Genomic DNA, 25,983 nt, shown 5'->3' with positions numbered 1-25,983 from the left:
CCACACAAGCGACCACTGATGACCGTTGTGGTACCGGCCCACAATGAGGAACTCGGGCTCGCGCGCCTTCTGCCGCGATTGCTCACCGGCGCGGACCAGGGCGAATTCAGGGTAGTCGTCGTCTGCAACGGATGTACCGACGGAAGCGTGGCCGAGGCCAGGAGCCACGGACCGGACGTCGAGGTCGTCGAACTGCCCGTGCCGTCCAAGGCCGCTGCGCTGGCTGCCGGCGGCGCGATGGTCCGGGATTTCCCTGTGGCCTTCGTCGACGCCGACGTTTGTCTCGACCCCTCCGGGCTTCGCGCCCTGGCCCGCCTCGTCACGCTGGATGGGTACCTCGCCGCGGCGCCGGAACGCAACCTGGTCAGGGACCAGGTCTCACTGGCGGCGCGCTGGTACTACGACATCTGGGAGCGCCTGCCCCAGGTGCGTTCCGGACTCTTCGGCCGAGGGATCATCGTGCTGTCCCAGGCCGGCTATCAACGCGTGTCGGCATTGCCCAGCTTCATCTCCGACGATCTGGCCTACTCCGAGGAGTTCAACGCGCGGGAGCGCACAATCGCGGTCGACTCGACGGTGTCGGTCTGGCCGGCCCGGACCTGGCGGTCACTGCTCAAACGACGCATCCGGGTGGTGCAGGGAGTCCAGGAACTGGGCAAGACCGGACGCGTCTCTCCCTCGGCGTCGACTCGCCCGATGGACCTGCTGCGGATCGTGGCCGCCGACCCGGCAATGGCACTCCGGCTCCCCCTCTTTCTCTTCACGACTGTTCTGGTCCGGATGAGGGTGCGCTTCGGCGCGACGGGCAACGGCGTCTGGATGAGGGACGAAACGAGCAGGATCGCATGAGTGCGCGCAACCGGGCCCCACAGCCGTCCGACAGATTCGGAAACCAGGCGTGGGACGGCCTCGTGGTGATCGTGGCTGGTGTGTCCTGGGATGATACCCGACTGTCGGAGAAGCATCTGGCCATCCACCTCTCCCGGCTCGTTCCCGTGCTTTACGTCGACCCCGCGATTTCCGTCCTCACTCCGCTGAAGAAGCCGGCGCTTCGCTCGTCGACCAGCGGCCCACGGCTCCGGATGGTCGGGGACAACCTTGCCCGGCTCACTCCGCTGACCGTTCCGGGCATCAGCCGGCCCGGTCTGCGGATCATCGCAGCCTGGGCAACCCGGCGCGCCATCGCCCGCGCCGTGCGTCGACTCGGCGGGAACGTCCGGGCGCTGGTGGTCGCGTCCCTTGACGACGTCTTCGGCTCCTGTCCCGGGTTACAGGTCATGTACGGCACCGACGATTGGATCACCGGCGGCGGCCTGATGGGATTGTCATCGACGTGGCTCCGTAAGCGCGAGGCCGCCCAGCTCCGGCGCGCGGACGTCGTCGTCGCCGTGTCGGACCAGTTAGCGGCCCGGTGGGCTCCGGACGCACGCTCGGTCGTCGTCATCCCCAATGGCTGCGACACCGACCACTTCGCCGCGGTGGAGTCTGCACTGCCCGCGGGCGAGGTGACCCTCCCCGACCCGATTGCCGGCTTCATCGGACATCTCTCGGAGCGGATCGATCTCGACGCGCTCGAGATGATAGCCGAGACGGGTGCGTCATTGCTCTTGATCGGCCCTCGCCAGACTACGTTCAACATCGAGAAGATGGAGGCGCTGCTCGCTCATCCCAACGTGCAGTGGGTCGGGCCTCAGCCCTTCAACCGGCTGCCGGCCTTCATGGCCCGGATCGCGGTCGGGTTGACTCCCTACACCGACAGCGACTTCAATCGCGGCAGCGATCCGCTGAAGACCCTCGAGTACCTCTCAGCGGGAAAACCTGCCGTGGTGAGCGATCTCCCCAGCGTGAGGAGAATCCCACAGGATCTCGTCCACGTCTGCTCCACACCGGAGGCGTTCGCCGAGCGCACGCTTGAGGTTCTCGGCCGCCCGCCCGACCCCGCGCTGGCGCAGCGCCGCAGGCACTACGCCGCAAGCCAGAACTGGGATGCCCGCGCCAGGGACTTCGTCGCGCTCTTCTCGAACGGGCACCCGGTCCCAACCGACGACCTAAGCGCTCGACACTCCGACGGCTGATGCGTCCCCACGAGCACCGGAACGCTTCGACCGTCGGCGCGAAGACCCACCGCGTCCGACGCCGAGCCCGCCGACCACCGCCAGCGTGCTCACCAGACCGGTCAGGACAATCGATCCGATCGCGCGAACACGGCTCCCCTTCTCCTCGATGAGTTGAGGCTGCAGCGGATTTAGAGTGATCCGCACACGATTCGCCGCAATGACGCCTTGCTCGTCCTGGATTTCGGCCAGGGTTGACTCCACCTGGCGAAGTGCCGTGCTGATCTGGGCCCTCACCTCCGACGGGGTCGCGCCGACGGCCTGCACCTCGACCACCGGCTCATCGAATCGGTACTGCCATTGCCCACCGGAATTCTGCTGTGTGACCGAGAACCCCGTCCGGATTCCTTCACCGACCAGAGTGACGTCACCCGATACGGATTGCGCGTCCTGAGTCGGCGGCCGCAACTCCCTGGCGACCACTCCAGCCAAGTCGATCAGCGATTCCGATGTGTAGCCGTAGGCGTTCGGCTGCGCGGCAGCCGGGGGCAGGAGGACCACTCGCACCTGCGCGAAGTAGAGCGGCGGAACGTTGACCACCCACAACACGCCAAGTCCCATCAGGAGGGCTCCGCACAGAGTCAGTACCCAACGTCGGCCGGCGTTCGCTATCAGGTCCCAGACAGTCATTCGCACCAATCTCCCAGCGTCCCACGAACACAGGATGACTGCGTATCCTATACTCAAGCGTACATTCAGGTGATTCATGGGAGGTGCGCCGGTGAAGCTTTCCGAACTCATCCGTGCTATGGGTCGCCGCTGGTACGTCGTCCTGGCCGGATTGCTCGTCGTCACCGGTTTGGCCTACCTGACACTCCGATTCATCCCGCTGACCTACGACGTCAAATCATCGGTACTGCTCCTTCCCCCGACGAGCACCCTCGAAGAGGGTAGCAATCCATTCCTCAACCTGGGTGGACTCGACGTCGCGGCCGGGGTCCTCGCCAAGTCCCTCACCGACTCGGAAACGACGGACACCGTCGTGCCCACCGGGTCGAAAGCGAAGTACACAGTGGAAAAGGACGCCAGCGTGTCCGGTTCCGTGCTCGAGGTGGCCGTGTCAGACACCTCGGCAAGCGGAGCGTTTCGAACGCTGAACGCCATACTCACCCTCGCCGACACGAGAATGGCCGACCTTCAGGTCTCCGCCAAAGCGCTGCCCAAATCCGAAATCCGGTTGATGGTCATCACGAACAACACGGTCGCCGAACCCAATTACTCCGCCCTCGCGCGCACCCTGATCGTGGTGATCGCTGTCGGACTCGTGTTCACCCTGCTGCTGGCCATTTCGGTGGACGCGCTCGTCCGCCGCCGAGCCATCAGGAAACAACGAGCGACCCCCCGGACCACCCGCCGGTCTCGACGAACGAGTGCGGCGACGCCCGATCCAGCCGACGTCGGAACGACCGTCCCTGAGGACGATTCAGTCGACGCCGGCACGATCGTCGCTGAGCACGATTCTGTCGAGGGGGGCGCGAAGGTCCCCGAGTACGCTTCCCTTGAGGATTCCACCGATCTCGACGATCCGGGTCCGCGCCATCCGACTCGTGACGAGCCGGACCCGACGGGTGCCGATGCCGACTACATAGTTCTTGCCGCACTGGGCCCGGACGACACCCCCGGCGGGCCGGGCGCGGACACCCAGCCGATACCGTCGACGCTGGTGAGCGAAAACACGTGACCTCGACGTGATCCGAGAAGATCCGACGGAGCGTCCCAGCGGACAGCCCGGCGGAATCCTGTCCCCAGGGCTCGTGCCTGAACGCGGTACGTCTCCGCCCGCGTTCTTCATCGAGGCGAAGTGGCTTGTCTCGACGTACATTCTTGCGCTGATGTTCGTCCCGGCCAACCTGACCATCTCCGCCCTGGGCTCCATCGGCACGCCGGCCGTCATCGTCGGCCTCCTCGGACTCCTCCTCTGGATCGGCGCCCAGATGAACCGCACCTACTCGACGCTCACCCCCAGGCAACCCATCCGCAGCGCCATGCTGATCTTCTTCATCTTCATCCTCGTCAGCTATGTCGTCGCAACCGTGCGACCGATCGAGAGCCTGGAGCTGAATGGCGCGGACCGTGGCCTGCTCCTCATCGCCTCATGGCTGGGCCTGGTCCTCTTGTCGGGAGACGGGCTCCCCGGTGTCGACCGGATCGAGTCGACACTTCGACTGCTGGTGATGACCGGTGCGGTTGTTGCGGTGATCGGCATCGTCCAGTTCGGCACCGGCAATCCACTCGTCGACGTGATCCAGCTTCCTGGTCTCAGTGCCAACAACGATCTCACCAGCATTTACAACCGGGAGGGTTTCACCAGGGCCGCCGGAACGTCAACCCACCCGATTGAGTTCGGGGTCATCCTGTCAATGATCCTGCCGGTCGCCCTGCACTTCGCCTTGTCCGACCTCCACCGGAATCGCATCGTTCGCTGGTTTCCCGTGGCCGTGATCGCGTTTGCGGTGCCCATCACCATTTCTCGGTCTGCAATCGTCGGCGTGGTCGTTGCCCTGGTCATTCTCTTGCCGACCTGGCCGGCCGGCCGGCGGCGGATTTCCTACCTCACCATCGCAGCGCTCCTGGTCGTGATCTATGTCGCCATTCCGGGGATGATCGGCACTCTGACCAAGTTGTTCACCGGAATCTCTGAAGACAGCAGTGCGCGCTCCCGCACGGACAGTTATGCGCTCGCCTTCGATTTCATCCAGCGGTCACCCCTCTTCGGGCGTGGCTTCTCCACATTCCTGCCGCAGTATCGCATTCTCGACAACCAGTACCTCGGCCTCTTGATCGAAGTGGGCGTGGTCGGGACCGTGGCGCTCCTGGCCGTCTTCTCGGTGGCGATCGTCACCGGGTTTCGCGCTCGCCGGTTGGCCTCCGACCCGAAAGCTCGGAGCCTGGCCCAGGCTCTCGTGGCCATGGCAGCCGCCGGTGCCTGCAGTTTCGCGACATTCGACGCTTTCGGGTTTCCTCAGGCTTCCGGCCTGATGTTTCTCAGTGTTGGAATGATCGGCGCGCTGTCGAACGCTGTGAAACTTCAGGCTCGACCGGGGACATCCCTCACGATGACGACGCCCCTGTAAGCCAGGCCGGAATCCGCTTCCGCTTTCCAGCCCTGGGCTCCCCGAGGTCGAGGAGACGCCTCAGTATGCGGACGAACCTGGGGCCGACGATCAGGGCATAGACCGCCAGCCCGGCGAGACCCCCGACGGCGAGCATCAGGAATCCGGATGGGATGACGCTCGTGATGAACCAGGCGGATAACAGGACCCCCGCGGAACCCGCGGCAGGGAGGACGAAATCGGCCAGCAATCGCCAGACGGGGATTCCCGCCCGGTGGAGCAGGATGCCGACTCCCGGTACGACGACGAGCGCGACAATGGCCGCGTGGCCCCAGGAGACCCCGCGGATGCCGAACATTGTCGCTCCCACGACCAGGGTCGGCACGAGTGCCACCAACCAGAGCGCGTGCAACCAGGCATTGCCCATTGTCCGTCCCACCGCGACCAGGTAGTCGTAGGTCAATTCGACCAACATCCGCCCGATGCTGAGCATCGCCAGGGCCGGAACCGCCAGCGCCGCGGCCGCCCAACGGTCACCGTAGAGGAAAGTGACGATCCCTGACGCATAGGCCGCGAGGAGCGTACCCAACAGCATGCCGAGGGACATCACCAGGAACAGTGAATCACGGAAGCCTTCCCGGCCATCGCCGCGCTCGCTGAGCTGCGCGAACATTGCAGTCGTGACCCGCCGCGCGGCCGTCGACACAAGCGTCATCGGCCACGTGCTGAGATTGAAGGCGAGCAGATACAGGCCAAGGTCGGCCTTGCCCAGTATCCGACCCACCACTACGAAGTCGACGTTGAGCAATGCCAGCAGCAGGAGGCTTGCGCCGGCCAGCGGCAGGCCGAATTTCAGCAGTCCGAGTGCGGCCTTGCGGTCGAAGCCCGGCGCATACCGAGTCGGAGCGTAGACGAGCGAGAGGACCGCCGTGACCAGATTGCCGATCACCACACCCCAGGCCAGACTCCAGGCGCCATAACCCGCCATCGCCAGCAGGATCGTCGCCGGTGTTCCCACCGCGAACGCGATCAGGTCGATCTGGGTTCGGCGCCCCTGCATGAAGGCCCGGGTCAACAGGGCGACCGGCACCGCCGCCAGGCCGTCGATCAGCACGGCCGCGCTCATCAGGCGCACGACACCGGTTGCCTCCGGAACGCCCATGGCGTCGGAGAACGGTGCCGCCGCGAACCAACTCGCGGCGAACAGGACCGCACTCATGCCGATTGCCACGGTCGTCACTGTCGGGGCGAGGGCCGCAACCGAGCCTGGGTGCCGGACGAGGGCAACGCTGACGCCGAGCTCGTTCATGCTCAGCAGGAGGTTCAAGGCGACCAAGGCGACCGCGTAGATGCCGAAGTCCTCTGGCGCAACGATGCGCGCGATGACGATGCCGGTCAGGAAGGAGCCCAGGCGTCCGACCAGGGTGTTCACCAGGCTCCAGCGCAGCCCATTTCGCACTTTCCGCTCAAGGAAGCCGGCGGTCTCGCCCGGGCGGTCGTCAGCGGGGTCCTCCACGACTCAGACCAGACGCTTCAGCACGTCGACGACCCGGATCTGCTGGGCCTCGGTCAGGTGGGGGAACATCGGCAGCGAGAGGAGCTGCGCAGCCGCCCGCTCGGCCACGGGGAAATCGCCCCTGGCCAATCCGAGGTGCCGGAAGGCGCCGGTCAGGTGAATCGGGGTCGGGTAGTGCAGCGCCGCGCCGATTCCTTCCGCATGGAGTCCGGCGAGGATGCGGTCGCGGTCCTCGACCCGGACGGAGTAGATATGCCAGTTGTGCACGTTCCCCGCGAGGGTGACCGGCGTTCGCACTCCGTCGACGTCGGCCAGCAGCTCGTCATACCGTCGTGCAGCCACCCGACGAGCCTCGTTCCAGGCGTCAAGCCTCGCCAGCTTGGACCGAAGGACAATCGCTTGGATCGAATCCAGCCGGGAATTGAACCCGAACTCGTCGTGCACGTACTTCTCGGTGCTGCCATGACTTGCGATGCGTCGCACCCGGGCGGCGAGATGGTCATCGCTGGTCAACACCGCACCACCGTCGCCGGCGGCGCCCAGGTTCTTGCCCGGATAGAAGCTCGTGCCCGCAATGCGGGACAGAGAGCCTGCGGGCCTTCCGTATCGAGTCGCGCCCTGCGACTGGGCGGCATCCTCGATCACGACGGCACCGTGCCTGCCCGCTACCGGCAGGATCTGGTCGACCGGTGCAGTCTGCCCATACAGGTGGACGGCCATGACGGCCGCGGTCTCATCCGTGATCGCGCGCTCCACCGTGGCCCGGTCGAGGAGGAGGGAATCGTCATCGACGTCGGAAAATCTGACCGTGGCTCCCGCACGAAGCACCGCCTCCGCCGATGCGATGAACGAGTTCACGGGCACCAGGACTTCACGTCCATCGACGATGTCGAGCGCCCGGAGCGCGAGCTCGAGCGCATCCGTCCCGTTCCCGACACCGATGCAGTGGGTCACCGCGCAGTAGGCCGCGAATTCGGCCTCGAAGGCGTCGACATGCTTGCCTCCGATGAAGGTCGCGCGCCTGAGAGTGTCGACGATCGCGGTGCTGATTTCGTCAAGGATCTCCCCCTGTTGCGCGACGAGATCGATGAACGGTACAGGGGCCGTCAGCGTTTCCACCGGAACTGCACTGGTGAGGACAGAATTCGTCATCGGGAGACGCTCCTTTCTGATTGAAGCTGAATGGATGCCAGGGAGTTGAAGTCGTCGCTCACGACCCCGCCGAGCCGGCGCCTGACCTTGCGCCGCATTTCGTAGCCGGTCACTGACAGATAGGGCGCCAACAGCCGGGATGGCGCACGGGGACTGGCCTTGCTGCGTGCTACCGCTCGAAGATAGAAATCCTCCAGGAGTTCGGCTGCGGCCGGGAGCCCGTAGCGGGACTCGACCGTGGCGCGCGAAAACGACCCCAGTTCAGCCCGGTGGTCTGCGTCTTCGAGCAGGGGGCGGAGCAGCCGGCCGAGCCTCGCGGCACCATCGCGCTCCTCGCCGGGGGCGCCGATGCCGAACCAGCCGTTCTCGGTGAAGCCGCTCAGCGAATCGGGCTCGAGTACCCGCCAGAATCCCTGTTCGCCCTGGACGATGAGGGGTTTCGTGAAGGCCATCGACCTGAGCGCTGAGCCCCCCATCCCAAGCGCAATGTCGGCCGCGTCGTAGACCGGGCGCGGATCGACGAGGGTACCCGTGAGCAGCACGGCCTGTGTTCCCGCTGCCGTGTTGGCGCGGAGCGCGGCGGCCTCGACCTCCGCACGGATCGGCCCGTCCCCGGCGATCACGAGCGTGACCGGGAACTCACGGGCGAGCGCACCGGCCGCCTCGATGGCAGTGAGGATGCCTTCCCGCTTGAGCTCCTTGGCCAGCCTGGTGACCAGGGAGACGACCAGGGTCTCGGGGGCGATCCCCAGTCGACGCTTCGCGGCAATCTGGTCTACCGGCCGATCATGCTCGGTATCCACCGGCGGCTCGAGCAGGATGACATCGGCCCGGTGGGCGCGTTCCGTCCGCAGGATCCTCTCCGTGCCGACGGTGAGCGGCAGCCAACTCGGCAGGAATGGCGCCACCGACATCGACATCACTGTGCACACGGCCGGCACGCCCAGCTTCCGGTCGGGCCCGAAGAGGGCTTCCAGAGCCGTCGGCCACTCGAATCCATGCACGACGTCGGCGTCCGCCGCCTCGACGACGGCACACAGCCGCTTCATCACGGCGAACGACGGGCGGATCCGAGGCAACGGCGCAAGCTCGTAGCGCAGTCCGCGCTCGGTGACCAACTCCACGAGCGGGCCTGGTGGACAGAAAACCGTCAGCTCATGGCCGCGCTCGCGCAACGCGGTCGCGATGTCGATCGCGTTGCGCTGGCTACCTCCGAATTCCATCGAATGCGGATAGATCACTATCCTCATGACCACGCCCCAGATCCGACAGCCCTGGGCGAATCGACCGGGCTGTCCGGCGTGGGCCGGCGGGATATTGGTCGAGCCGGCACGTTGAGCCAGGTTTCACCGGCCGGGACGTTCTGGAGAACGACCGCGCCCATACCGACCGTGGCCCCCCGGCCGACTTCGACGCCCTGCCGGACGGACGCGTTCATTCCGATGTAGCTTGCCTCGCGGAGCACGACGGCCCCCCCTAGGGATACTCCCGCGGCGATGGTGACAAAGTCGTCGACCACGTTGTCGTGCGTGAGCGTGACATTTGGCATGACGACGACATGGCGCCCTACGCTGACGTTGGCGGTCAGGACGACGCCGGCCAGCACGATGCTTCCCACGCCGACACGATTGCCGGTCGGAACGTGAGCGGCGGACGAGACGAAGGTGGCATACCGGTCGTCACCGACCCCCAGCCCGGCGAGGCGCTCGACCAGCCTCCGACGCCCCTGACCGGAGCCGACGCACACCAGCAGATCCGCTCCGTGCAGCACCGCGCGGTCGATCCCGCCGAGGATGGGGATGCCGGCCAACCGTCCCCCGTGGCGGGTGGAATCATCGTCCAGGATGCCGACAGGCCGGTACGCGTCTCCGAGGTCGGCCAATATTTCACGCGCCAGACCGCTCGCCGCCAGCAGCAGAAGGTCCTTCATTTCAGACCGTGCTTGGGGCAAGCGAACGCACGGCGGCGCGCACGGCGGCGATCACCCGGTCCTGGTCCGCGATCGTCAGCTGATGATAGAGCGGGAGGATGAGGGTGTTGTCCGTGAGGTGTTCCGTGACCGGAAGTGCGAGTCCTCCTGTGTCCCGGTCCCGGTAGGCGGGCTGGCGGTGGGCCGCCATGATCCCGCGCCGACCGGAGATATCCGCCGCCGCCAAAGCCTCGAGGACGCCATCACGCCCACCGGCCGGGCCTGGCTCTACCTCGATCCAGAACGACTGAAAGTTGCCCTGACCCCAGTCGGGGTCGCCCACACAGCGCACACCAGGGATGTCGGCGAACTCCAACGTGTACCGTGCGGCCAGTTCCCGGCGTCGTCGCACGATCTCGGCGAGCCGGCCGAGCTGTACGAGACCGATGGCCGCCTGCAGGTCCGTCATCCGGTAGTTGAACCCGATCTCGTCGTATTCCTCGGCGGGCGCCAGCACGCTTCCCTGTCGATCGCTCGCCGACACGCTCATGGAGTGTTCCCTCAGCCGCCGCGCTCGCGCCGCCCACTCACCGTTCGAGGTGGTCAGCATCCCCCCTTCCCCCGTGGTGAGCAGCTTGCGCGGGTGGAAGGACCACGCTGCGAGAACGGCCCCGGAGCCGACCGGCCGGCCACGGTAGCGTGATCCGGCACCGCAGGCGGCGTCTTCGATCACCACGATCCCGCGGGGGTCGCACAACTCGCGAATCGGGTCGAGGTCGACGGGCACCCCGCCCTGGTCGACGACGATCACGGCCTTCGTCCTGGAGGTGAGGGCGGCCGAGAGCGTTTCCGCAGTGACGTTGCCGGTCACCGGGTCCACATCGGCGAAGACCGGCCGGGCGCCCAGGTAGGTGGGGGCGTTCGCGGTGGCGATGAAGGAGAACGACGGCACAACGACGTCGTCGTCGGCCTCCACTCCGGCGACGATCAGGGCGAGATGCAGCGCCGTGGTGCAACTGGATGTGGCCACCGCGAAGTCGGCCGCCATGACCTCGGCGAAGGCCGCTTCGAACCGCGTGACGCGCGGCCCCTGAGCCACCCAGCCGGACTCGATCACCTCGGTCACCGCGAGGATCTCTTCCTCCCCTAGCCATGGTTTCATCACGTTTATTCTGCTCATGATGCGACCAGTGTGCGTCCGGCGGCGATCTCCGCACGGAGCGGTCGCCACCACCTGACGAGTTCGCGGAGCCCGTCGGCGAGGGACACTGTCGCGTCGAAACCGAGGTCATGGCGTGCCGCCCGCACGTCGGCGAGTCGCCGAGTGACGCCGTTGACCGCACGGTCCGGCCCGTGTTCAACGGGCAGGTCCGAATCCATCGCTTCCAGGAGCGCCTCGGCCAGGCCGAGCAAGCTCGTTTCCGTACCACTGGCGACGTTGTAGACGCCGTCCGTGACGGTGCTCGTCGCTGCGAGCAGATTGGCCCGAGCGATGTCCGTGGTGTACACGAAGTCCATGGTCTGCAGCCCGTCGCCGAAGATCAACGGCGGCTTCCCGTCCGCGATACGTTCCATCCAACGCACGAGCACCTCGGTGTACAAGCCGTGCACATCCATTCGCGGTCCGTAGACGTTGAAGTAGCGCAGGGCAACGTAGTCGAGCCCGTTCATGGCGCGGAAACTGCGAAGCATCCCCTCGTTGAAGGACTTGGCGGCGCCGTAGAAAGTGTCGTTGTTGTGGTGGTGGTGACGTTCGGAGGTGGGGAAGGTTTCGGCCAGGCCGTAGACGGATGCACTCGACGCGGCGACTAACTTGCCCACTTTGTTCGCCACGGCGGCCTCGATCACGTTGAAGGTCCCGTCGACGAGCACCTCGAGTGCAAGCCGAGGTTCCTCGGCGCATTGGGTGATCCTGATCGCTGCCTGATGGAAGACGACGTCCATCCCCCGGGTGACCCTGCCCACGACCTCCCGATCTCGGATGTCGCCCCTGACGAGCTGCACCCGTCCGGTCTCGAAGGCATCGGCGAGATTCGCCTCCCGCCCCCGGACGAGATTGTCCAGGACGGTCACGTGCGCGACGCCGGCATCGAGAAGTTGGTCGACGATGGTCGATCCGATCGTTCCCGCGCCGCCGGTCACCAGGACCCGTGCCCCATTGAGTGTTGTCATCAGAACTTCCCGACCGGCACGCGGTCTTCATTCAGTGCTATCGCGGCCCCGTTGGCCGCCAGACTCCCACTTGCCGCTTCCAGGACGGACAGTACACGCAGCCCCGCCTCGCCGTCGGTGCGAGGTGGACGCCCCTCTCGGATGCTCTCCGCAAACTCCGTCGCCATTGCCCCGAGAGCCTCACGCTCGGGCAACGCGGGCGACCAGGTGTCGCCAAGCCGATAGGAGATCGTCGCGGCCTGACGCTCGGCGCCGTCCAGTGCCTGCAGTTCCAGGTCGACGCCGCGGTCATAGACGCTGAGTCGTTGCTGCGGGTTGAGGTCGTCCCAGACCAGGGTCCGTTTGGTCCCCCCGACGATCATCTGGCGGATCTTCGTCGGACTCAGCCAGTTGACGTGCACATGGGCCATTGCGCCGTTGGGAAGCGGCAGAACGAGGTAGCCGATGCAGGACTTTCCGGACCCCAGAGGATCCGCACCGTTGGCCGAGACGCTGAGCGGTCGCAGCCCCCCGGGCAGGATGAAGTCGATGATGGAGAGGTCGTGGGGTGCGAGATCCCAGAACACGTCGACATCGGGTTGGATGAGGCCGAGGTTGATGCGCACCGAGTCGATGAACAGAATGTCGCCGAGGGCACCCTGCGCGATCAACTCTTGAATCTTCAGGACGGCCGGCGTGTAGCAGTAGGTGTGATCTGTCATCAGGACCAGGCCGCGCTCCGCGGCGGCGCGAACCATGTCACGCCCACGAGCACCGGTGTCCGCGAGTGGCTTCTCGACCATCACGTGCTTGCCCGCGCTGAGGGCGGCGCGGGTGATGCCGTGGTGGGTGCGCGCCGGAGTCGCGATGGCGACCGCGTCGACGTCATCGGAGGCGAGCAATTCGCTGAGTGAAGTCACCGCGCGAACCCCGCCGACCGTGTCGGCCAGTTTCTCGGCTCGATCGTGGTCGAGGTCGCAGACCGCCACCAGGTCCCAGTCCGGGCTGTTGCGGAAGTTCCGGGCCAAGTTTGGCCCCCAGTAGCCCGCTCCGATGACGGCGATTCTCAGCTTGGTATTCATCCTTGCCCCCAATCGGATTGTGTGCTGCCGGTGGTTGTGGAGTCTCGTTCGTGCCTGACTGGTTCGCTACGGCGTGGGGACGAAGTGCACGTCGACCCAGTAGTTGTGGCTGGCGACCCGATCCGGGAAGCCGGTCGAGTAGCTGTAGGCGCCCCCAGACGCGACGGTGGAGAGCGACCCGTTCGCGACCGACGCCGCAAGCCCATTCAGGTCGATAGCGTAGGAACCCGAGTTGGCGTAGTAGCTTGCGCGGTACTCGACGCCGGCCTGGATGGCGACGGGAGTCGCAAAGTAGAGGTCCTGCCATCCGCTCGCCGTCGCCGGGGCGAAGGTGCCCGTTGCCAGAACGGCACCGGTCGGGGACCACAGAGCACCCTGGTGGGCGCCCGTGTCGGTCGGACCTCGGTAGTAGCGGATGCCGGTGATGGTTCCGGTGGTCGACGCCATGAACCGCACTCCCAGCTGAACCGACCCCGGGTCTGCCCAGGAAAGGTTCGTCGGCGTGCTCGTCGACGAGAAGATCGACACGCCGGGGACGGGTGTCGGCGGCGGGGGCGGCGGGGTCACCGCGAACACCAGATCGACGAAGTAGTTGGTGGCGTTCCAGGAATAGGTGGGGAACCCTCCGGCGGCGCCGTACAGGTAGCGCCCATTGCCGCTCACCGGCGCCGTGAGCGGACCGCTGGTCTTGGCCTGGCTGAAGTACGCCGGAGTGGAGGAGTATCGTCCCTGCGGAGCCAGATAGGACACGATGTAGCTCTGTCCGGCTGACAGGGCGAGCGGGGTGCTGAGCTGCGCGGTCTGCCATCCGCTGGCTGTTTCATTGGCGAAGGTCACCGACGCCAGTCGCACGCCCGCCGAGGACCAGATGGACCCGGTGTGAGTGCCGTCGTTGCCGGCCCCCTTGAAGAACCGGATCGCGGACACTGTGCCGTCCTGCGACGGAGTGATGGAGACACCCAGTTCCACCGCGGAGGTGTCGCCGGAGGCCGAGAGAGAGGTGGGGACATCACTGCCGAACAGACTGTATGTGGTCGCTTGCCCACCGGCCGCAGCAACGGTGAACGACCAGGTCTGAGTGGCGAGCGCGATCCCCTGGGTCGAGGTCACGTTGCTCAGGCTCACGTTCACGGTGGCACCGTCGGGCAGGGGCTGCGCCGGCGTGAGGGTGATCGTCATGCCGTCGCCGGATAGCGCGGTCGTCCCGGCGATGGGCGTGCCCGCTCTGTTCGCGGTCAGAGAGAACCCGGTCTTGACGGCCGTGGAGAGTCGGGCGGCGATGGCAGACGCGGGGGCGACGCCCGTCGCACCGTTCGCGGGAGTCAGGCTGACGACCGTGATCGGGTCGGGGGCACGATTGAAGATGACGTCGACGAGGTAGCTGGTCGATGACCGCGAGGATGGGAAGGCATCCGCGTAGACGTACGAACCGGCGTTGGGGCCGGCGACGAGCGGGCCCTTGGTGATGCCCGACCCGCTGAAGACCCCCGGCGATGCCGAATACGTTCCGAGGGGTGCACGGTAGGACGCGATGTACTCGGTGTTCGGGGTGATCGTCACCGGGGTGCCGAAGTTCACGGTCTGCCAGCCGGAGGTACTCTCGCCGGTGAACGTGGCCGTAGCCAGCTGGGTGCCCGTGGACGTCCAAAGCGTCCCGATGTGGGTGCCGGTGTTGCCGGCGCTCTTGTAGAACCGAACGCCTGAGATGGTTCCAGCGGCGGTGCTCGAGAAACGAACGCCCAACGTCAGCATCGCGTTGTCAGAAACCTGCAGAATGGTCGGCACCGTGGCGTCGGTGAAGATACTGCACGGGCAGAGTCCGTCGGCCGCAGGTGGTCGCACGGTCGTGAATGTCCAGGTTCCGCCGGATGACAATGACAGCCCCGCGGTGTCCTTGGCGGTCAGGGTGACGGAATACGTGACGAATCCGTTCAGGGCAGTCGACGGCGTGAACGTGGCCGTTCTGGTGGCGGCGGTGTAGCCGCTGCTGCCGGCCACGGTTGCACCCAGCTGATCGACGAGCTTGAAGCTGATCGAAGCCGGGTCGGACTCCTTGGACAACACGGCGCTGATGGTCGTGCCCATCGGCACACTCGATGAGCCGGGCAAGGGCGACTGTCCGGTGGCCACCAGCGGTGAATTGTCGGTGGCGTCGAAGATGGCATCGACGAAGTAATTGCCCTGCCGGTAACTGTCGACGGGGAATGACCCGTTCGTGCTGTACACGCCCGCGGGCGCGGCGCCGAAACCGCCGGCGACGCCGAGGGGCGCACTGGTGACTCCGCGGTAGGACCAGTAGTACGACGCTGCCGCATAACGGCCCTTCGGCGCCGAGTAGGACACCGTATAGCTGGTTCCGGTCGTCACCTGCACCGCGGACGTGAAGGTCGCGCTCTGCCACCCGGAGGCACTCTCGTTCCCGAACGTCACCGTTGCCAGGCGCACGCCGGTCGAACTCCACAGGGACCCCGTGTGGGTTCCGGTGTTCGCCAGGCTCTTGTAGAAGCGCACCCCGGTGATGTAGCCGTTCTGGGTCGGCGTGAAGCGCAGCCCCAGCTCAACGGCCGACGTGTCGCCGGAATCCGGCAGGGAGGGAACCTGGGCTCCGAAGACGGAGTACGGTCCGGTGCTCGTGATCGCGACGAGCGTCGGAGTGGCCGGTCGGTTCAGGCTGTCGTCAATCGCGCGCACCTGGATGCTCTGCGCACCGACCCCGCGCTGGAGGTAGCTGTAGGACCACGTGGTGCTGCCGGTCGCCGGGTGCCAACTGGCACCTGCGTCGGTGGAGACCTCGACGCCGGCGACGACGCCGCCGGCATCGGCGGCCGTGCCGTTGAGGGTGACGGATGTCCCGTTGGCCACCGATGATCCCGACGCCGGCGAGGTCACGGTGACCGTGGGTGCTGTCGTGTCCGTGGTTGCGGTTGCCGCGATGAGTGCGTTGGAGAGCGTGGTGGGCTGGGCGCCCATGTCCGCGAGGAGGTTGACCTGTGCCTGTTGCATCCGTAGATCCGCGGCCGCGCCTGCACCGTCGTGGGTCTGGTCGAGGCCCCAGGACCACTGGATGCTCCCGGCCGAGAACACGAGTGCACCGCTGGCCGCGCGGTACATCGTCAGGTGGTGCGTGGTCGTTCCTGCGGCGACGGTGTTACCGAAGTCCTGCAAATATTCGGGTACGGCACCGGTGGTGGTCGACAGCCGGATCTGGCCGGCGGGCCGGAATCCGTTGTCGAGGTCTTCGTTGGATTCGTAGCCGATGGTGTGCGGGGCGAGCGCCGCGGTTGTCCCAGGGGCGAGACTGGTCAGACTGGTGTTCCGCCACAGTCGATTCTTGCCCTCTGCCGCCGACACCGTCACCGGAAGGTCGGAGAAGTTCGACTGGTACAACGTGCCGGACACCGCGTTTTCGGGCAGGCCGGCCCCGTTCGCCTGCGACGCGAAGCGAGGGTCCCGCCAGGTTCCCGTCCATTGAGGCGACGGGTCGATCTTGGCGCTGTCCTTGGTCTCCTTGTAGGTGACGAGGGTGCGGTACGGCGTGGCGCCCGCAACCGAGGGCTCAAAGCGCGTGCGCCAATAGGCCTCGTTGCCGGAGAGGAACTGCAGGTTCACCCCCGCGTCTCGCGCGGCCTCGATGTTGGCCCGCTGAGCACCGGACCAGTACTCATCGTGCCCGACCGAGAGGAATACCTTGTGGTTCAGCAGGGCAGAGCCGAGTCGGTCCGTGTCCACGTTGCTGAAGTACGAGACGTCGTAGCCGTTCTTCTCCAGAAACCGCACCAGAGGGTATTCACCGCTGAAGTAGAAGTCCCGGCCACCGCTCACACCACGGGTGGTGAAGGGGCGGTTGTAGCTGACCTTGTAGGCGCGACCGACCGGCCCACCCTGGTACAGGCTGGAGCCGCCGTAGTTGTTGTAGGCCTGCCAGGTCGAATCAGAGGTCTGGAAGAGCACCGCCGAACGGCTGGCCTCGTTGCGCACGACGAAGGTGATGTGACTCTGACCGCCGGTGTCGGTGCGGGTGAGCAGCGCGAAGTAGACTCCGGAGACGGCGTCGGCCGGTACCGGCCAGGAGGCTGAGACCGCCCAGTTGCCGCAATCGTACAGGCCCGTCGACGCGTCACTCAGGCACGCCGGTTGCGTCTGGGGCAGAGCAGCCGACGGGGTGACGCTGGCAACCTTGCGCGCACCGAGACCCTGGTACCAGCCGGTCCGATAGATGTCGACCGTGTAGGCCCGCGCACCGGTGAGCACCTTGAAACCGACCGTCGTGCCGACGTTGACGCTGATGTCGGTTGAGAATCCCTGGATCGTGGCATCGCCCGAATCGTTGATGTCCCAGACGGTGGGGCTGGTCCCCGGGAGCGCATTCTCGCAGACGATCGGATTGGCGGCGACGCCGCATCCGGTTGCGGCCGTCGCCGGGGCGGAACCCGTGAAGACGGCGACGACGAGCACCACAGCCATCAGGAATGCACTCGCGGTGAAAGATGTCAGTCGTTTCACCGGCGTTCGGGGCGCCAGCGTTTCGTGGAAGAATCCACTTTTCAAGGTCGACACACGTACTCCCAGGCATCCCGGGTGGCTGTGGCCGTTCGGGTAACGACCGCCGTTGCTGGACTCCGTCGGGGTAGCTAGGCGAAGTGGATGCCGATCCAGCAGGTGTTCGCGGAGACCGACGGAGGGTAAGTGCCGACGGTAAGTTGAGTTCCGCTCACAACACAGACAATGCCATAGGTCCGGGATACCCACACACCCCCATTCGGGGGCTAAATGGGGGGCCTAGAGTTCGGCGTCGCCGGCAGCAAAGGTATCGCAGGCGCCGGCGCCCTGTTCCAGGCCGGTGCTGAACCAGCGCTGGCGCTGTTCGCTTGAGCCGTGGGTCCAGCCCTCGGGGTTCACCTGGCCCTGGGTCGCGGCCTGGATCCGGTCGTCGCCGACCGCAGAGGCCGCGCTCAGGGCATCCCTCAGCTGCGCCTGGGTGATCGGCTTGAGGAAGGTCACCCCGTTGTCGTCCGTGTTCGTCGTGGCCGCGCCGGTCCAGGCGCCGGCGAAGCAGTCCGCCTGCAACTCGACCCGCACCGAATTGGAGGCAGCGCCGGTCTGGCCGTCCTGCGACTGGGCCAGCACGCCGGTCAGGTTCTGCACGTGGTGGCCCCACTCGTGGGCGACCACGTACATCTCGGCGAGCGGCCCGCCGGAGGAACCGAACCGGGTGCGCAGGTCGTCGAAGAATGCGGTGTCGAGGTAGATGGTCGCATCCGGCGGACAGTAGAACGGGCCGGTCGCGGCGGATGCTGCGCCACAGCCGGTGCCGGTGCTGCCGGTGAACAGCGCGACCGGCTGCGGCTGCTGATAGGCGACGCCGAGCCGGGGCAGCTCCTGCGCCCAGTAGGTGTCGAGCGAGGCCGCGGCACCCTTCATCCGGCATTCCACGTCGGCGTTCGCCTGCGCGCCGGTCGTGCACTCGGCGAGGTTGGAGACGCTTCCCGGCTCGGCGGCCGGCTGACCACCGGCGAGGCCGGTCAGGTCGGCGCCGAGGAACTGGGACAGCAGGAACAGGGCGATCACGCCCAGCCCGCCGCCGCCCACGGCGATCCCCGTGTTCCGGCCCCGTTTGCTGACCCGGCCGCCGCCGATGTTCGCGTTGTCGTTGAACGTCATGAGTAAAAAGTTACAGCGCGAAGCGGTCCGTCGCCTCAATGATCGCGTCCAGGTTTCCGGGCTCGTCGAACGTGTGGCCGGCGTCGGGGATCAGGCGGAAGTCCGCCTCCGGCCAGGCCTGGTGCAGCTCCCAGGCGGTGAAGGCCGGGGTGCACATGTCGTAGCGGCCCTGCACGATCACGCCGGGGATGTCTTTGAGCCGGTCGGCGTCGCGAATCAGCTGGTTCGGCTCGAACCAGCCCCGGTTGGTGAAGTAGTGGTTCTCGATCCGGGCGAAAGCGACGGCGAAGGACGGTTCGGTGAACCGGGCGATCGTCTCGGGCTGCTGGAGCAGGGTGATCGTCGACGACTCCCAGGTCGACCAGGCGACTCCGGCCCGTTCCCGCACGGCCTGGTCGGGGTCGTGCAGCAGCCGGCCGTAGGCCTCGATCAGGCGGCCGCGCTCGTCGACCGGCACCGGCGCGATGAACTCTTCCCAGAGGTCGGGGTAGATCGCGGCGGCGCCGCCCTCGTAGAACCAGTCGAGTTCGACCGGCCGCAGGGTGAAGATCCCGCGCAGCACGAGTTCGGTGACCCGGTCGGGGTGGGTCTCGGCGTAGGCGAGGGCGAGCGAGCTGCCCCAGGACCCGCCGCAGACCAGCCACCGGTCGATGCCGAGGTGCTCACGCAGTTTCTCGATGTCGGCGACGAGGTGCCAGGTCGTGTTCGTGGCGAGGTCGGCATCCGCTTCGCTCGCGTGCGGGGTGCTCCGGCCGCAGCCGCGCTGGTCGAACAGCACGATGCGGTACTTCTCAGGGTCGAACACCCGCCGCTGCTTCGGGCTCGAGCCGCCGCCGGGTCCCCCGTGCAGGTAGACCGCCGGCTTGCCGTCGGGGTTGCCGGATGCCTCCCAGTAGATGGACTGTCCGTCACCGACCTCGAGCATTCCGGTTTCGTAGGGTTCGATCTCTGGATAGAAGGTGCGCATTCCCTGAGCCTATTGGCCGCACCGGGCCGGAGCGAAACCGCGGATGCCGCCGGCTACTCCGTCGCAGCATCCGCCCGTCGCCGCATCCGCCCGTCGCGGCATCCGTCGCCGCGCCCGGTTCGGCAGCCCGCGCCCGCCGGCGCGGGCTGCCGGCGCGGCCTCGCCGTGCGCAACCGGGCGCGGCGTCAGCGGCCGACGAGACCGAGCCGGTAGGCGAGGATGACGACGTGCACCCGATCGCGCAACCCCAGTTTCGCCAGGATGCGCCCGACATGGGTCTTCACGGTGGATTCGGAGAGGAAGAACCGTTCGCCCAGCTCGGGGTTCGACAGGCCCTCCGCGATCGCGAGGAACACCTCCCGTTCCCGCTCGGTCAGCGCGCCGAGTCGGGAGGCGTCGTCGTCGTCCACGGCCGGCAGCTTCGACCCGAACAGCTCGAGCATGCGCCGGGTCACCCGGGAGGAGACCGACGCGTCGCCGGAGGCGACCGCGCGGATCGCCGCCGTCAGCTCGCTCGGCTGCGCGTCCTTGAGGAGGAACCCCCGGGCCCCGGCGCGCAGCCCGCCGAAGGCGTACTCGTCGAGGTCGAAGGTGGTGAGGATGATGATCCTGCTGTCGGGGTGGGCCGCGCTGATCTGCCGGGTGGCCTCGATGCCGTCGATCCCGGGCATCCGCACGTCCATCAGGATGACGTCGGGCAGCACGCTCGCGGCGAGCGTGATCGCCTCCGCGCCGCTGCCTGCCTCGGCCACGACGGTGAAGTCGTCCTCGGCCTCGAGCACCATTCGGAAGCCGGTGCGGAGCAGGGCCTGGTCGTCGACCAGCATGATCCGGGTCTGCGTCATTCCGGTCGGCGTCATTCCGGTCGGGGTCGTTCGGGCCTGGGTCATTCGGCTGCCTCCGGTTCGTCCACGTCCATCACGGCCCGCACCTGCCACCCGCCGCCGCCGGGGATCGCCCCGGCCTCCACCGTGCCGCCGTAGAGCGCGGCGCGTTCGCGCAGCCCGATGAGGCCGCGCCCGGGCGGCTGGGCCGGGCCCTCGACCCGGCGCCGGCCGTTGTCGGCGACGACGACCTCGACCCGGCCGGGCGTCGACGCCACGCGCACCGAGACGAGCGTGGCCGCGGCCGCGTAGCGCAGCGCGTTCGTCAGGGACTCCTGCACGATCCGGTAGATCGTGAGCTGCAGGCCCGGGTTCGCCGGGATCCGGCCGGTGAGTTCGAGCCGGGCCGGGAGCCCCGCAGGACGGAAGGAGTCGACCAGGTCGACCAGCTGGTCGGCTCCCGGCTGGGGGTTCAGGGGCGCATCCACTGACGCCGGGTCGGCCGGGTCTGGAGCGTCACGGCCGTCGTGATCCGCCGTGTCGGCCCGGTCGGCCCGGTCTGCCGGGTCGGCCCGGCCTGCCGGACCGGGCGGGTCGGCCCGGTCGGCCCGGCCTGCCGGACCGGGCGGGTCTTCGGCCAGCACCCCGAGCAGCCGGCGCATCTCGGTCATCGAACTCCGGCCGGTGGCGGCGACCTCGCGCAGCGCGGTCCTGGACCGTTCCGGGTCCTTGTCCAGCAGCGCGTCGGCGCCGTCGGCGAGCGCCACCATGACCGAGAGGCTGTGCGCGACGATGTCGTGCATCTCCCTGGCGATCCGCCCCCGTTCGGTGACCCGGGCGAGCTGGGCCTGCTGGTCGCGCTCCCTGGCCAGCTGGGCGGCCAGGTCGACCAGGGCGGCGACGTAGCGTTTGCGATCGCCGATCGTGACGCCGAGGAGAGTGGCCGCGAGCATGAGGATGGCGTACTGGCCGGCCACGCTGGGCCAGGCCGCGTAGGTCGCGCCATCGGCCAGGTACGCGCCGAGCGCCGCGACACCGACGCCGGCGATCAGCCCGAGCCAGGCGCTCCGCACGCCGCGGTAGACCGCGACCGCGTAGAGCGCGATCAGAACGGGCACCGTGTCGCCCTGCCCCTGGCTCGGGAAGGAGGCGAGCAGCCCGGCGCAGGTGACCCCGAGCACGAGCAGCGGGGCGTGCCGGCGGAAGAGCAGCGCGGCGGTGAGCAGGGCGGTCACGACGGCGGTCACGACGACCGCGGACAACCGGGCCGGGCCGCCGGGCGCCGCCAGGTCGATCAGCACGGTGATCGTCATCGGCACGAAATACCCGGCGGCGACGAGCGAATCGGTCAGCCACGGATGCCGCGCCCAGAACCGCCGGGCGACACCGGGCGGTGTGGGCAGGCGCAGATCACCCCCGGGTGGCCGGGAAGGCCGCCCGGGGGTGAGCTGCGCGTTTGTCATTCTGTGGACTCTACGCGTCCCGCCGCTTCAGCAGCACCGCTGCGCCGACCAGGCCGGCCGCGAGCCAGCCGAGAACGACGAGCAGGTCGACCCACCATTCGATCGGCACCTGGCTGAACGACATCAGCCCGAACATGTTGATGCCGGCGTTGGAGACCAGGTAGGGCAGCAGCGAGGTCGCCCACGCGGCGGGGATCATCTGCAGCACGATCGGCACAAGCAGCACAATGCCGAGGACGACGGCGATGCCGCCGGCGCCGCTGCGCACGATCGTTCCGATTCCGAGGGCGAAGACCGCGATCAGGCCCAGGTAGAGGGCCCCGCCGAGCACCGGGAAGAGCACGGCCGGATCGAACAGGCCGGCGTGCAACCCCTTGCCGGAGAGCACGGCCGAGGAGACCAGGTAGGACCCGACGGTGCTGACCAGGCCGACCAGGAAGGTCGTCACGAACAGCACGGCGGCCTTCGCCCAGAGGGCAGGCAGCCGGTTCGGCACGGCGGCCAGGGTGGACCGGATCATGCCGGTAGAGTATTCGCCGCTGATGGTCAGCACGCCGAGGACGGCGACGATCAGCTGCCCGAAGAACACCCCGAAGGTCGAGGCCTGGGCCACGAAGGTGGCCTGGTTCGCGGCCGGCACCATCGAGACGTCGGCGCCCTGCAGGTCCAGCGAGGCGGACATGATCGCGGCCAGTCCGAGGGAGAACACCACGAGCAGCGCGTACGACCAGACGGTCGAACGCACGCTGCGCAGTTTGATCCACTCCGAACGGATGAGGCCTGCCGCGCTCAGCCGGATGGCCGCCGCGTCCTTCCCCGGGCCGGACGGTGTCGCGTTCGGAGCGGCCTCGGGGGCGGTGGGCAGTGTGGTCGTGGTCATCGTGCTGCCTCCTGCAGTTCCGCGGAGCCTCCCGTGCGGTACTCCACCTCGTTGTGGGTGAGGGCCATGTAGGCGTCCTCGAGCGACGCGCCGATGCTGGTGAGCTCGTGCAGCACGATCCCCGCGGCGGCGGCCTGTTCGCCGATCTCCACGGCGGAGATGCCGGTCACGTCGAGCGTGTCCTGCTCGCCGGCCGTGACGGTCACGTCGGGCTGGGCGAGCAGGGTGGCCAGGCGGGTGGCCTGCGGGCTGCGCACCCGCACCGTGTTGCTCCCGGAGCCGCCGATGATGTCGGCGACCGGGGCATCCGCTATCACGCGTCCCCGGCCGAGCATGATCAGGTGGTCGGCGGTGAGCGCCATTTCGCTCATCAGGTGGGAGGAGAGGAGCACGGTGCGCCCCTCGGCGGCGAGGTGGCGCATCAGGCGACGCACCCACTGGACGCCCTCCGGGTCGAGGCCGTTGACCGGCTCGTCGAGGATGAGCACGGCGGGGTCGCCGAGCAGGGCCGCGGCGATGCCGAGGCGCTGCCCCATGCCGAGGGAGAAGCCGCCGACCCGCTTGCGGGCGACGGAGCCGAGCCCGGTGAGTTCGATCACCTCGTCCACCCGGCCGGCGGGGATGCCGTGGGTGGCGGCCAGGGCCAGAAGGTGGTTGCGGGCCGAACGGCCGGTGTGCACGGCCTTCGCGTCGAGCAGCACGCCCACCTCGCGGAGCGGCGCCGCGTGTTCGCGGTAGTGCTTGCCGTTCACGGTGACCGAACCGGCGCTCGGCCGGTCCAGCCCCACGATCATGCGCATGGTGGTGCTTTTGCCGGCTCCGTTCGGGCCCAGCAGGCCGGTCACCTTGCCGGGCTGCACGGTGAAGTCGACCGCGTCGACCGCCGTCTTGCTTCCGTAGCGTTTGGTCAGGGACTGTGCCTGGATCATCCGTCTCCTCGTTTTCGTCGCGGGGCCGTTGTCGCGTATCTGACAACGGCTACCAACGACGCTACGGGCGACGGATGCGGCGCGCATCGGCCGGGCGGCCCCACCTGGGCCGCCCAGCCTCGTACCTGGGTACGACCTGCTACTTCTTCTTCGCCGCCTTCTCGGGGGCGGGGGCCTGCCCGGACGCCCGCAGGGTGCGGTAGTAGTCGCGGGCCTCGTCCTGCCGGTCCTTCTCGGCGCCGCTGGCGATGCTCGATCGGAGGTGGTCCTGGCTGTAGCCGAACGCGTCGACGAGGTCGATCGCGTGCGGACGCAGCCGCGCGATGATCCGGTCGATGTAGGCCGTCACCGACTGGGCGCGCTGCGCCGAGAGCCTGCCGTTGATCAGGTACCAGGCCAGGTGCTTCTCGACCAGGCCGAGCCCGAAGAGGTCGCGCAGCCAGGTGAGCACCTGCCGGTTGCCCTCGTCTTCGGTGGCCTCCACGGCCTGGGTGAACGCCTCCCACTGCAGCAGCTCGCCGTGCGAACGGGCGGCCTCGATCAGGGCGTCCTGGTACGAGTTGAAGAGAGCGGCGGCTTCCTTCGCCGGGAGCTTCGCGGCCGGGCGCAACTTGCCGGCGATCTCGCCGATCATGGTCTCGACCCGGTCGGTGAGCAGCTCCCGCTGCACATTGGTCTCCCGGAGGGCGCCGACCGAGCGGGCGGTCGAACCGAAGTCGGACACGGCCTGCGCCAGCGTGCGGAGTCCGGTGCCGTGGTAGGCGCGGTCCGCGGCCTGGGCCACGACGTAGCGGGCGAGCACACCGGTGCCGGCATGGGCGAACTTGCGGCTGTAGTCGGTGAGCAGGCGCTTGGCGACGAGCTGCAGCAGCACGTTGTTGTCGCCCTCGAAGGTGGCGTAGACGTCGAGGTCGGCCCGCAACCCGACGAGGCGGTTCTCGGCCAGGAAACCGGCCCCGCCGCAGGCCTCGCGGGCCTCCTGGAGGGTGTCGAGGGCATGCCAGGTCGACAACGGCTTGAGAGCGGCTGCCAGGGTTTCCAGGTCCTGGCGGTCGGAGTCGGTGTCGGCCGTGCCGCTGAAGACCTGGTCGAACTTGACCAGGAACTGGTCGTGCGCGAAGGTCTGCGCATAGGTCGTGGCCAGGCGGGGCAGCAGGCGGCGCTGGTGGCGCTGGTAGTCGAGGATGACCTCTTCGTCGGTGTCGCTGCCGGCGGTGAACTGGCGTCGCTGGCTGCCGTAGGTGATCGCGATGGTCAGGGCCATCGCCGAGGCCTGGGTGGCGGCGCCGTCGAGCGAGACGCGCCCCTGCACGAGGGTGCCGAGCATGGTGAAGAAGCGACGCCCCGGGCTCGCGATCGCGCTGCTGTACTTGCCGTCCACGGCGACGTCGCCGTAGCGGTTGAGCAGGTTCTCCCGGGGGATGCGCACCTGGTCGAAGTGCAGCCGGCCGTTGTCGATGCCGTTGAGCCCGCCCTTGAGGCCGTCGTCCTCGCCCCCGATTCCGGGCAGGAACGCCCCGGTCTCGTCGCGGAGCGGCAGCCAGAACGCGTGCACGCCGTGGTTCACCCCCTGGGTGATCAGCTGCGCGAACAGCACGGCGGCGACGCCGTCCCTGGCGGCGTTGCCGAGGTAGTCCTTCCACGCCGCGCGGAACGGGGTGTGGATGACGAATTCCCGGGTTGAGGGGTCATACGTCGCGGTCGTGCCGATGCTGGCGACATCCGACCCGTGGCCGGTCTCGGTCATCGCGAAGACGCCGGGGGTCTCGAGCGTCATGATGCCGGGGAGATAGGCGTCGTGGTGCTTCTTGGTGCCGAGGTGCAGCACCGCCGCACCGAACAGGCCCCATTGCACGCCGGCCTTGATCTGCAGGCTCGGGTCGGCGGTGACGAGTTCCTCGAAGCCGGCGATGTTTCCGCCGTGGTCGTCCGAGCCGCCCAGGTCCTTCGGGAATGCGCGGTGCACGTGACCGTTGGCGGCGAGGATCTTCAACTGGGCGAGCACGCGGTCACGGTGCTCGGTCATCGACTGGCCCTCGATCCGGTGCAGGTCGGGGCGGGCGGTGAGTTCGCGGGCGAGCACCCGCACATCGGCCCAGGTGCCGAGCAGCTGGCGGTTCAGTGCGGCGATGTTCACGGTCGGGGCGCCGGGGTGACCGGCCACCGTGACCGGGCCGGTGTCGACGGCCGGAGTGGCCGGGGTTCCGGTCGTGTTGAGGGCGGTGTAGCGCTGGGCAGTGTCAACCATCATTGGTCCTTCGTCTTCGCGCGGAATTTTATTA

The 25,983-nt window shown here is 67.8% G+C and carries 20 protein-coding genes; 4 read left to right on the top strand and 16 right to left on the bottom strand.

Annotated features, from left to right (window positions below; all coding sequences use genetic code 11):
* Window positions 1-18: 18 nt before the first annotated feature.
* Both E3O48_RS14850 and E3O48_RS14845 read left to right on the top strand, forming a co-directional pair.
* Entirely contained in the window at window positions 19-849 is an 831-nt protein-coding gene (locus tag E3O48_RS14850; protein ID WP_166788717.1) for a glycosyltransferase, read from the top strand.
* 80 nt (window positions 850-929) lie between these two features.
* A complete protein-coding gene (locus tag E3O48_RS14845) occupies window positions 930-2,075 on the top strand; it encodes a glycosyltransferase (RefSeq protein ID WP_166788716.1) in 1,146 nt (381 codons plus the stop codon).
* Here the strand turns inward: E3O48_RS14845 and E3O48_RS14840 are convergent.
* Complete coding sequence (locus E3O48_RS14840; protein WP_134539948.1) at window positions 2,049-2,744, bottom strand: hypothetical protein; 696 nt, start codon at window positions 2,742-2,744, stop codon at window positions 2,049-2,051. The two genes, E3O48_RS14845 and E3O48_RS14840, sit on opposite strands and share 27 nt — an antisense overlap.
* A 91-nt stretch (window positions 2,745-2,835) precedes the next feature.
* On the opposite strand from E3O48_RS14840, the gene E3O48_RS14835 reads away from it, so the two are divergent.
* On the top strand, window positions 2,836-3,795 hold the full coding sequence (locus E3O48_RS14835; RefSeq protein WP_134539946.1) for a hypothetical protein: 960 nt from the start codon (window positions 2,836-2,838) through the stop codon (window positions 3,793-3,795).
* A gap of 253 nt (window positions 3,796-4,048) precedes the next feature.
* Window positions 4,049-5,188 (top strand): O-antigen ligase, encoded by a 1,140-nt coding sequence (locus tag E3O48_RS14830; protein ID WP_166788715.1) that lies wholly within the window; start codon window positions 4,049-4,051, stop codon window positions 5,186-5,188.
* Here the strand turns inward: E3O48_RS14830 and E3O48_RS14825 are convergent.
* From E3O48_RS14825 to E3O48_RS14755, 15 genes are all read right to left on the bottom strand, one after another.
* On the bottom strand, window positions 5,166-6,683 hold the full coding sequence (locus E3O48_RS14825) for an oligosaccharide flippase family protein (protein ID WP_134539942.1): 1,518 nt from the start codon (window positions 6,681-6,683) through the stop codon (window positions 5,166-5,168). The genes E3O48_RS14830 and E3O48_RS14825 overlap by 23 nt on opposite strands.
* Window positions 6,684-6,686: 3 nt before the next feature.
* Complete coding sequence (locus E3O48_RS14820) at window positions 6,687-7,835, bottom strand: DegT/DnrJ/EryC1/StrS aminotransferase family protein (protein WP_134539940.1); 1,149 nt, start codon at window positions 7,833-7,835, stop codon at window positions 6,687-6,689.
* Window positions 7,832-9,058 carry a glycosyltransferase family 4 protein gene (locus tag E3O48_RS14815; protein WP_166788714.1) on the bottom strand — a complete coding sequence of 409 codons (1,227 nt, stop codon included), beginning with the start codon at window positions 9,056-9,058 and terminating at the stop codon, window positions 7,832-7,834. The genes E3O48_RS14820 and E3O48_RS14815 overlap by 4 nt, the downstream gene beginning before the upstream one ends.
* Window positions 9,059-9,081: 23 nt before the next feature.
* Window positions 9,082-9,765, bottom strand: coding sequence for a NeuD/PglB/VioB family sugar acetyltransferase (locus E3O48_RS14810; RefSeq protein WP_134539936.1), 684 nt, complete (start codon window positions 9,763-9,765; stop codon window positions 9,082-9,084).
* 1 nt (window position 9,766) lies between these two features.
* The gene (locus tag E3O48_RS14805) at window positions 9,767-10,924 is read right to left on the bottom strand and encodes a DegT/DnrJ/EryC1/StrS aminotransferase family protein (protein ID WP_134539934.1); all 1,158 of its coding nucleotides are present in this window, start codon (window positions 10,922-10,924) and stop codon (window positions 9,767-9,769) included.
* A complete protein-coding gene (locus E3O48_RS14800; RefSeq protein WP_134509378.1) occupies window positions 10,921-11,916 on the bottom strand; it encodes an NAD-dependent epimerase/dehydratase family protein in 996 nt (331 codons plus the stop codon). Before E3O48_RS14800 ends, E3O48_RS14805 begins: the two co-directional genes overlap by 4 nt.
* Entirely contained in the window at window positions 11,916-12,977 is a 1,062-nt protein-coding gene (locus tag E3O48_RS14795; protein WP_134539933.1) for a Gfo/Idh/MocA family protein, read from the bottom strand. Before E3O48_RS14795 ends, E3O48_RS14800 begins: the two co-directional genes overlap by 1 nt.
* A gap of 66 nt (window positions 12,978-13,043) precedes the next feature.
* Window positions 13,044-17,441 (bottom strand): DUF4082 domain-containing protein, encoded by a 4,398-nt coding sequence (locus tag E3O48_RS14790; RefSeq protein WP_134539931.1) that lies wholly within the window; start codon window positions 17,439-17,441, stop codon window positions 13,044-13,046.
* Between the two features lie 315 nt (window positions 17,442-17,756).
* Complete coding sequence (locus E3O48_RS14785; RefSeq protein ID WP_134539929.1) at window positions 17,757-18,638, bottom strand: neutral zinc metallopeptidase; 882 nt, start codon at window positions 18,636-18,638, stop codon at window positions 17,757-17,759.
* Window positions 18,639-18,648: 10 nt separating this feature from the next.
* Window positions 18,649-19,605 carry a prolyl aminopeptidase gene (gene pip / locus E3O48_RS14780; RefSeq protein ID WP_134539927.1) on the bottom strand — a complete coding sequence of 319 codons (957 nt, stop codon included), beginning with the start codon at window positions 19,603-19,605 and terminating at the stop codon, window positions 18,649-18,651.
* Window positions 19,606-19,790: 185 nt separating this feature from the next.
* Window positions 19,791-20,495 (bottom strand): response regulator transcription factor, encoded by a 705-nt coding sequence (locus tag E3O48_RS14775; RefSeq protein ID WP_241982563.1) that lies wholly within the window; start codon window positions 20,493-20,495, stop codon window positions 19,791-19,793.
* Window positions 20,492-21,892 carry a sensor histidine kinase gene (locus E3O48_RS18095; RefSeq protein ID WP_241982562.1) on the bottom strand — a complete coding sequence of 467 codons (1,401 nt, stop codon included), beginning with the start codon at window positions 21,890-21,892 and terminating at the stop codon, window positions 20,492-20,494. The genes E3O48_RS14775 and E3O48_RS18095 overlap by 4 nt, the downstream gene beginning before the upstream one ends.
* 10 nt (window positions 21,893-21,902) lie before the next feature.
* Window positions 21,903-22,772, bottom strand: a complete 870-nt coding sequence (locus E3O48_RS14765; protein WP_134539925.1) for an ABC transporter permease — start codon at window positions 22,770-22,772, stop codon at window positions 21,903-21,905.
* On the bottom strand, window positions 22,769-23,701 hold the full coding sequence (locus E3O48_RS14760) for an ABC transporter ATP-binding protein (protein WP_134539923.1): 933 nt from the start codon (window positions 23,699-23,701) through the stop codon (window positions 22,769-22,771). The genes E3O48_RS14765 and E3O48_RS14760 overlap by 4 nt, the downstream gene beginning before the upstream one ends.
* 139 nt (window positions 23,702-23,840) lie before the next feature.
* A complete protein-coding gene (locus E3O48_RS14755; RefSeq protein ID WP_134539996.1) occupies window positions 23,841-25,949 on the bottom strand; it encodes an acyl-CoA dehydrogenase in 2,109 nt (702 codons plus the stop codon).
* Window positions 25,950-25,983 lie beyond the last annotated feature (34 nt).

Origin of the sequence: Cryobacterium sp. HLT2-28, assembly GCF_004402495.1 — a bacterium.
GTDB lineage: Bacteria > Actinomycetota > Actinomycetes > Actinomycetales > Microbacteriaceae > Cryobacterium > Cryobacterium mannosilyticum.
This window is presented reverse-complemented; position numbering and strand designations above follow the sequence as displayed.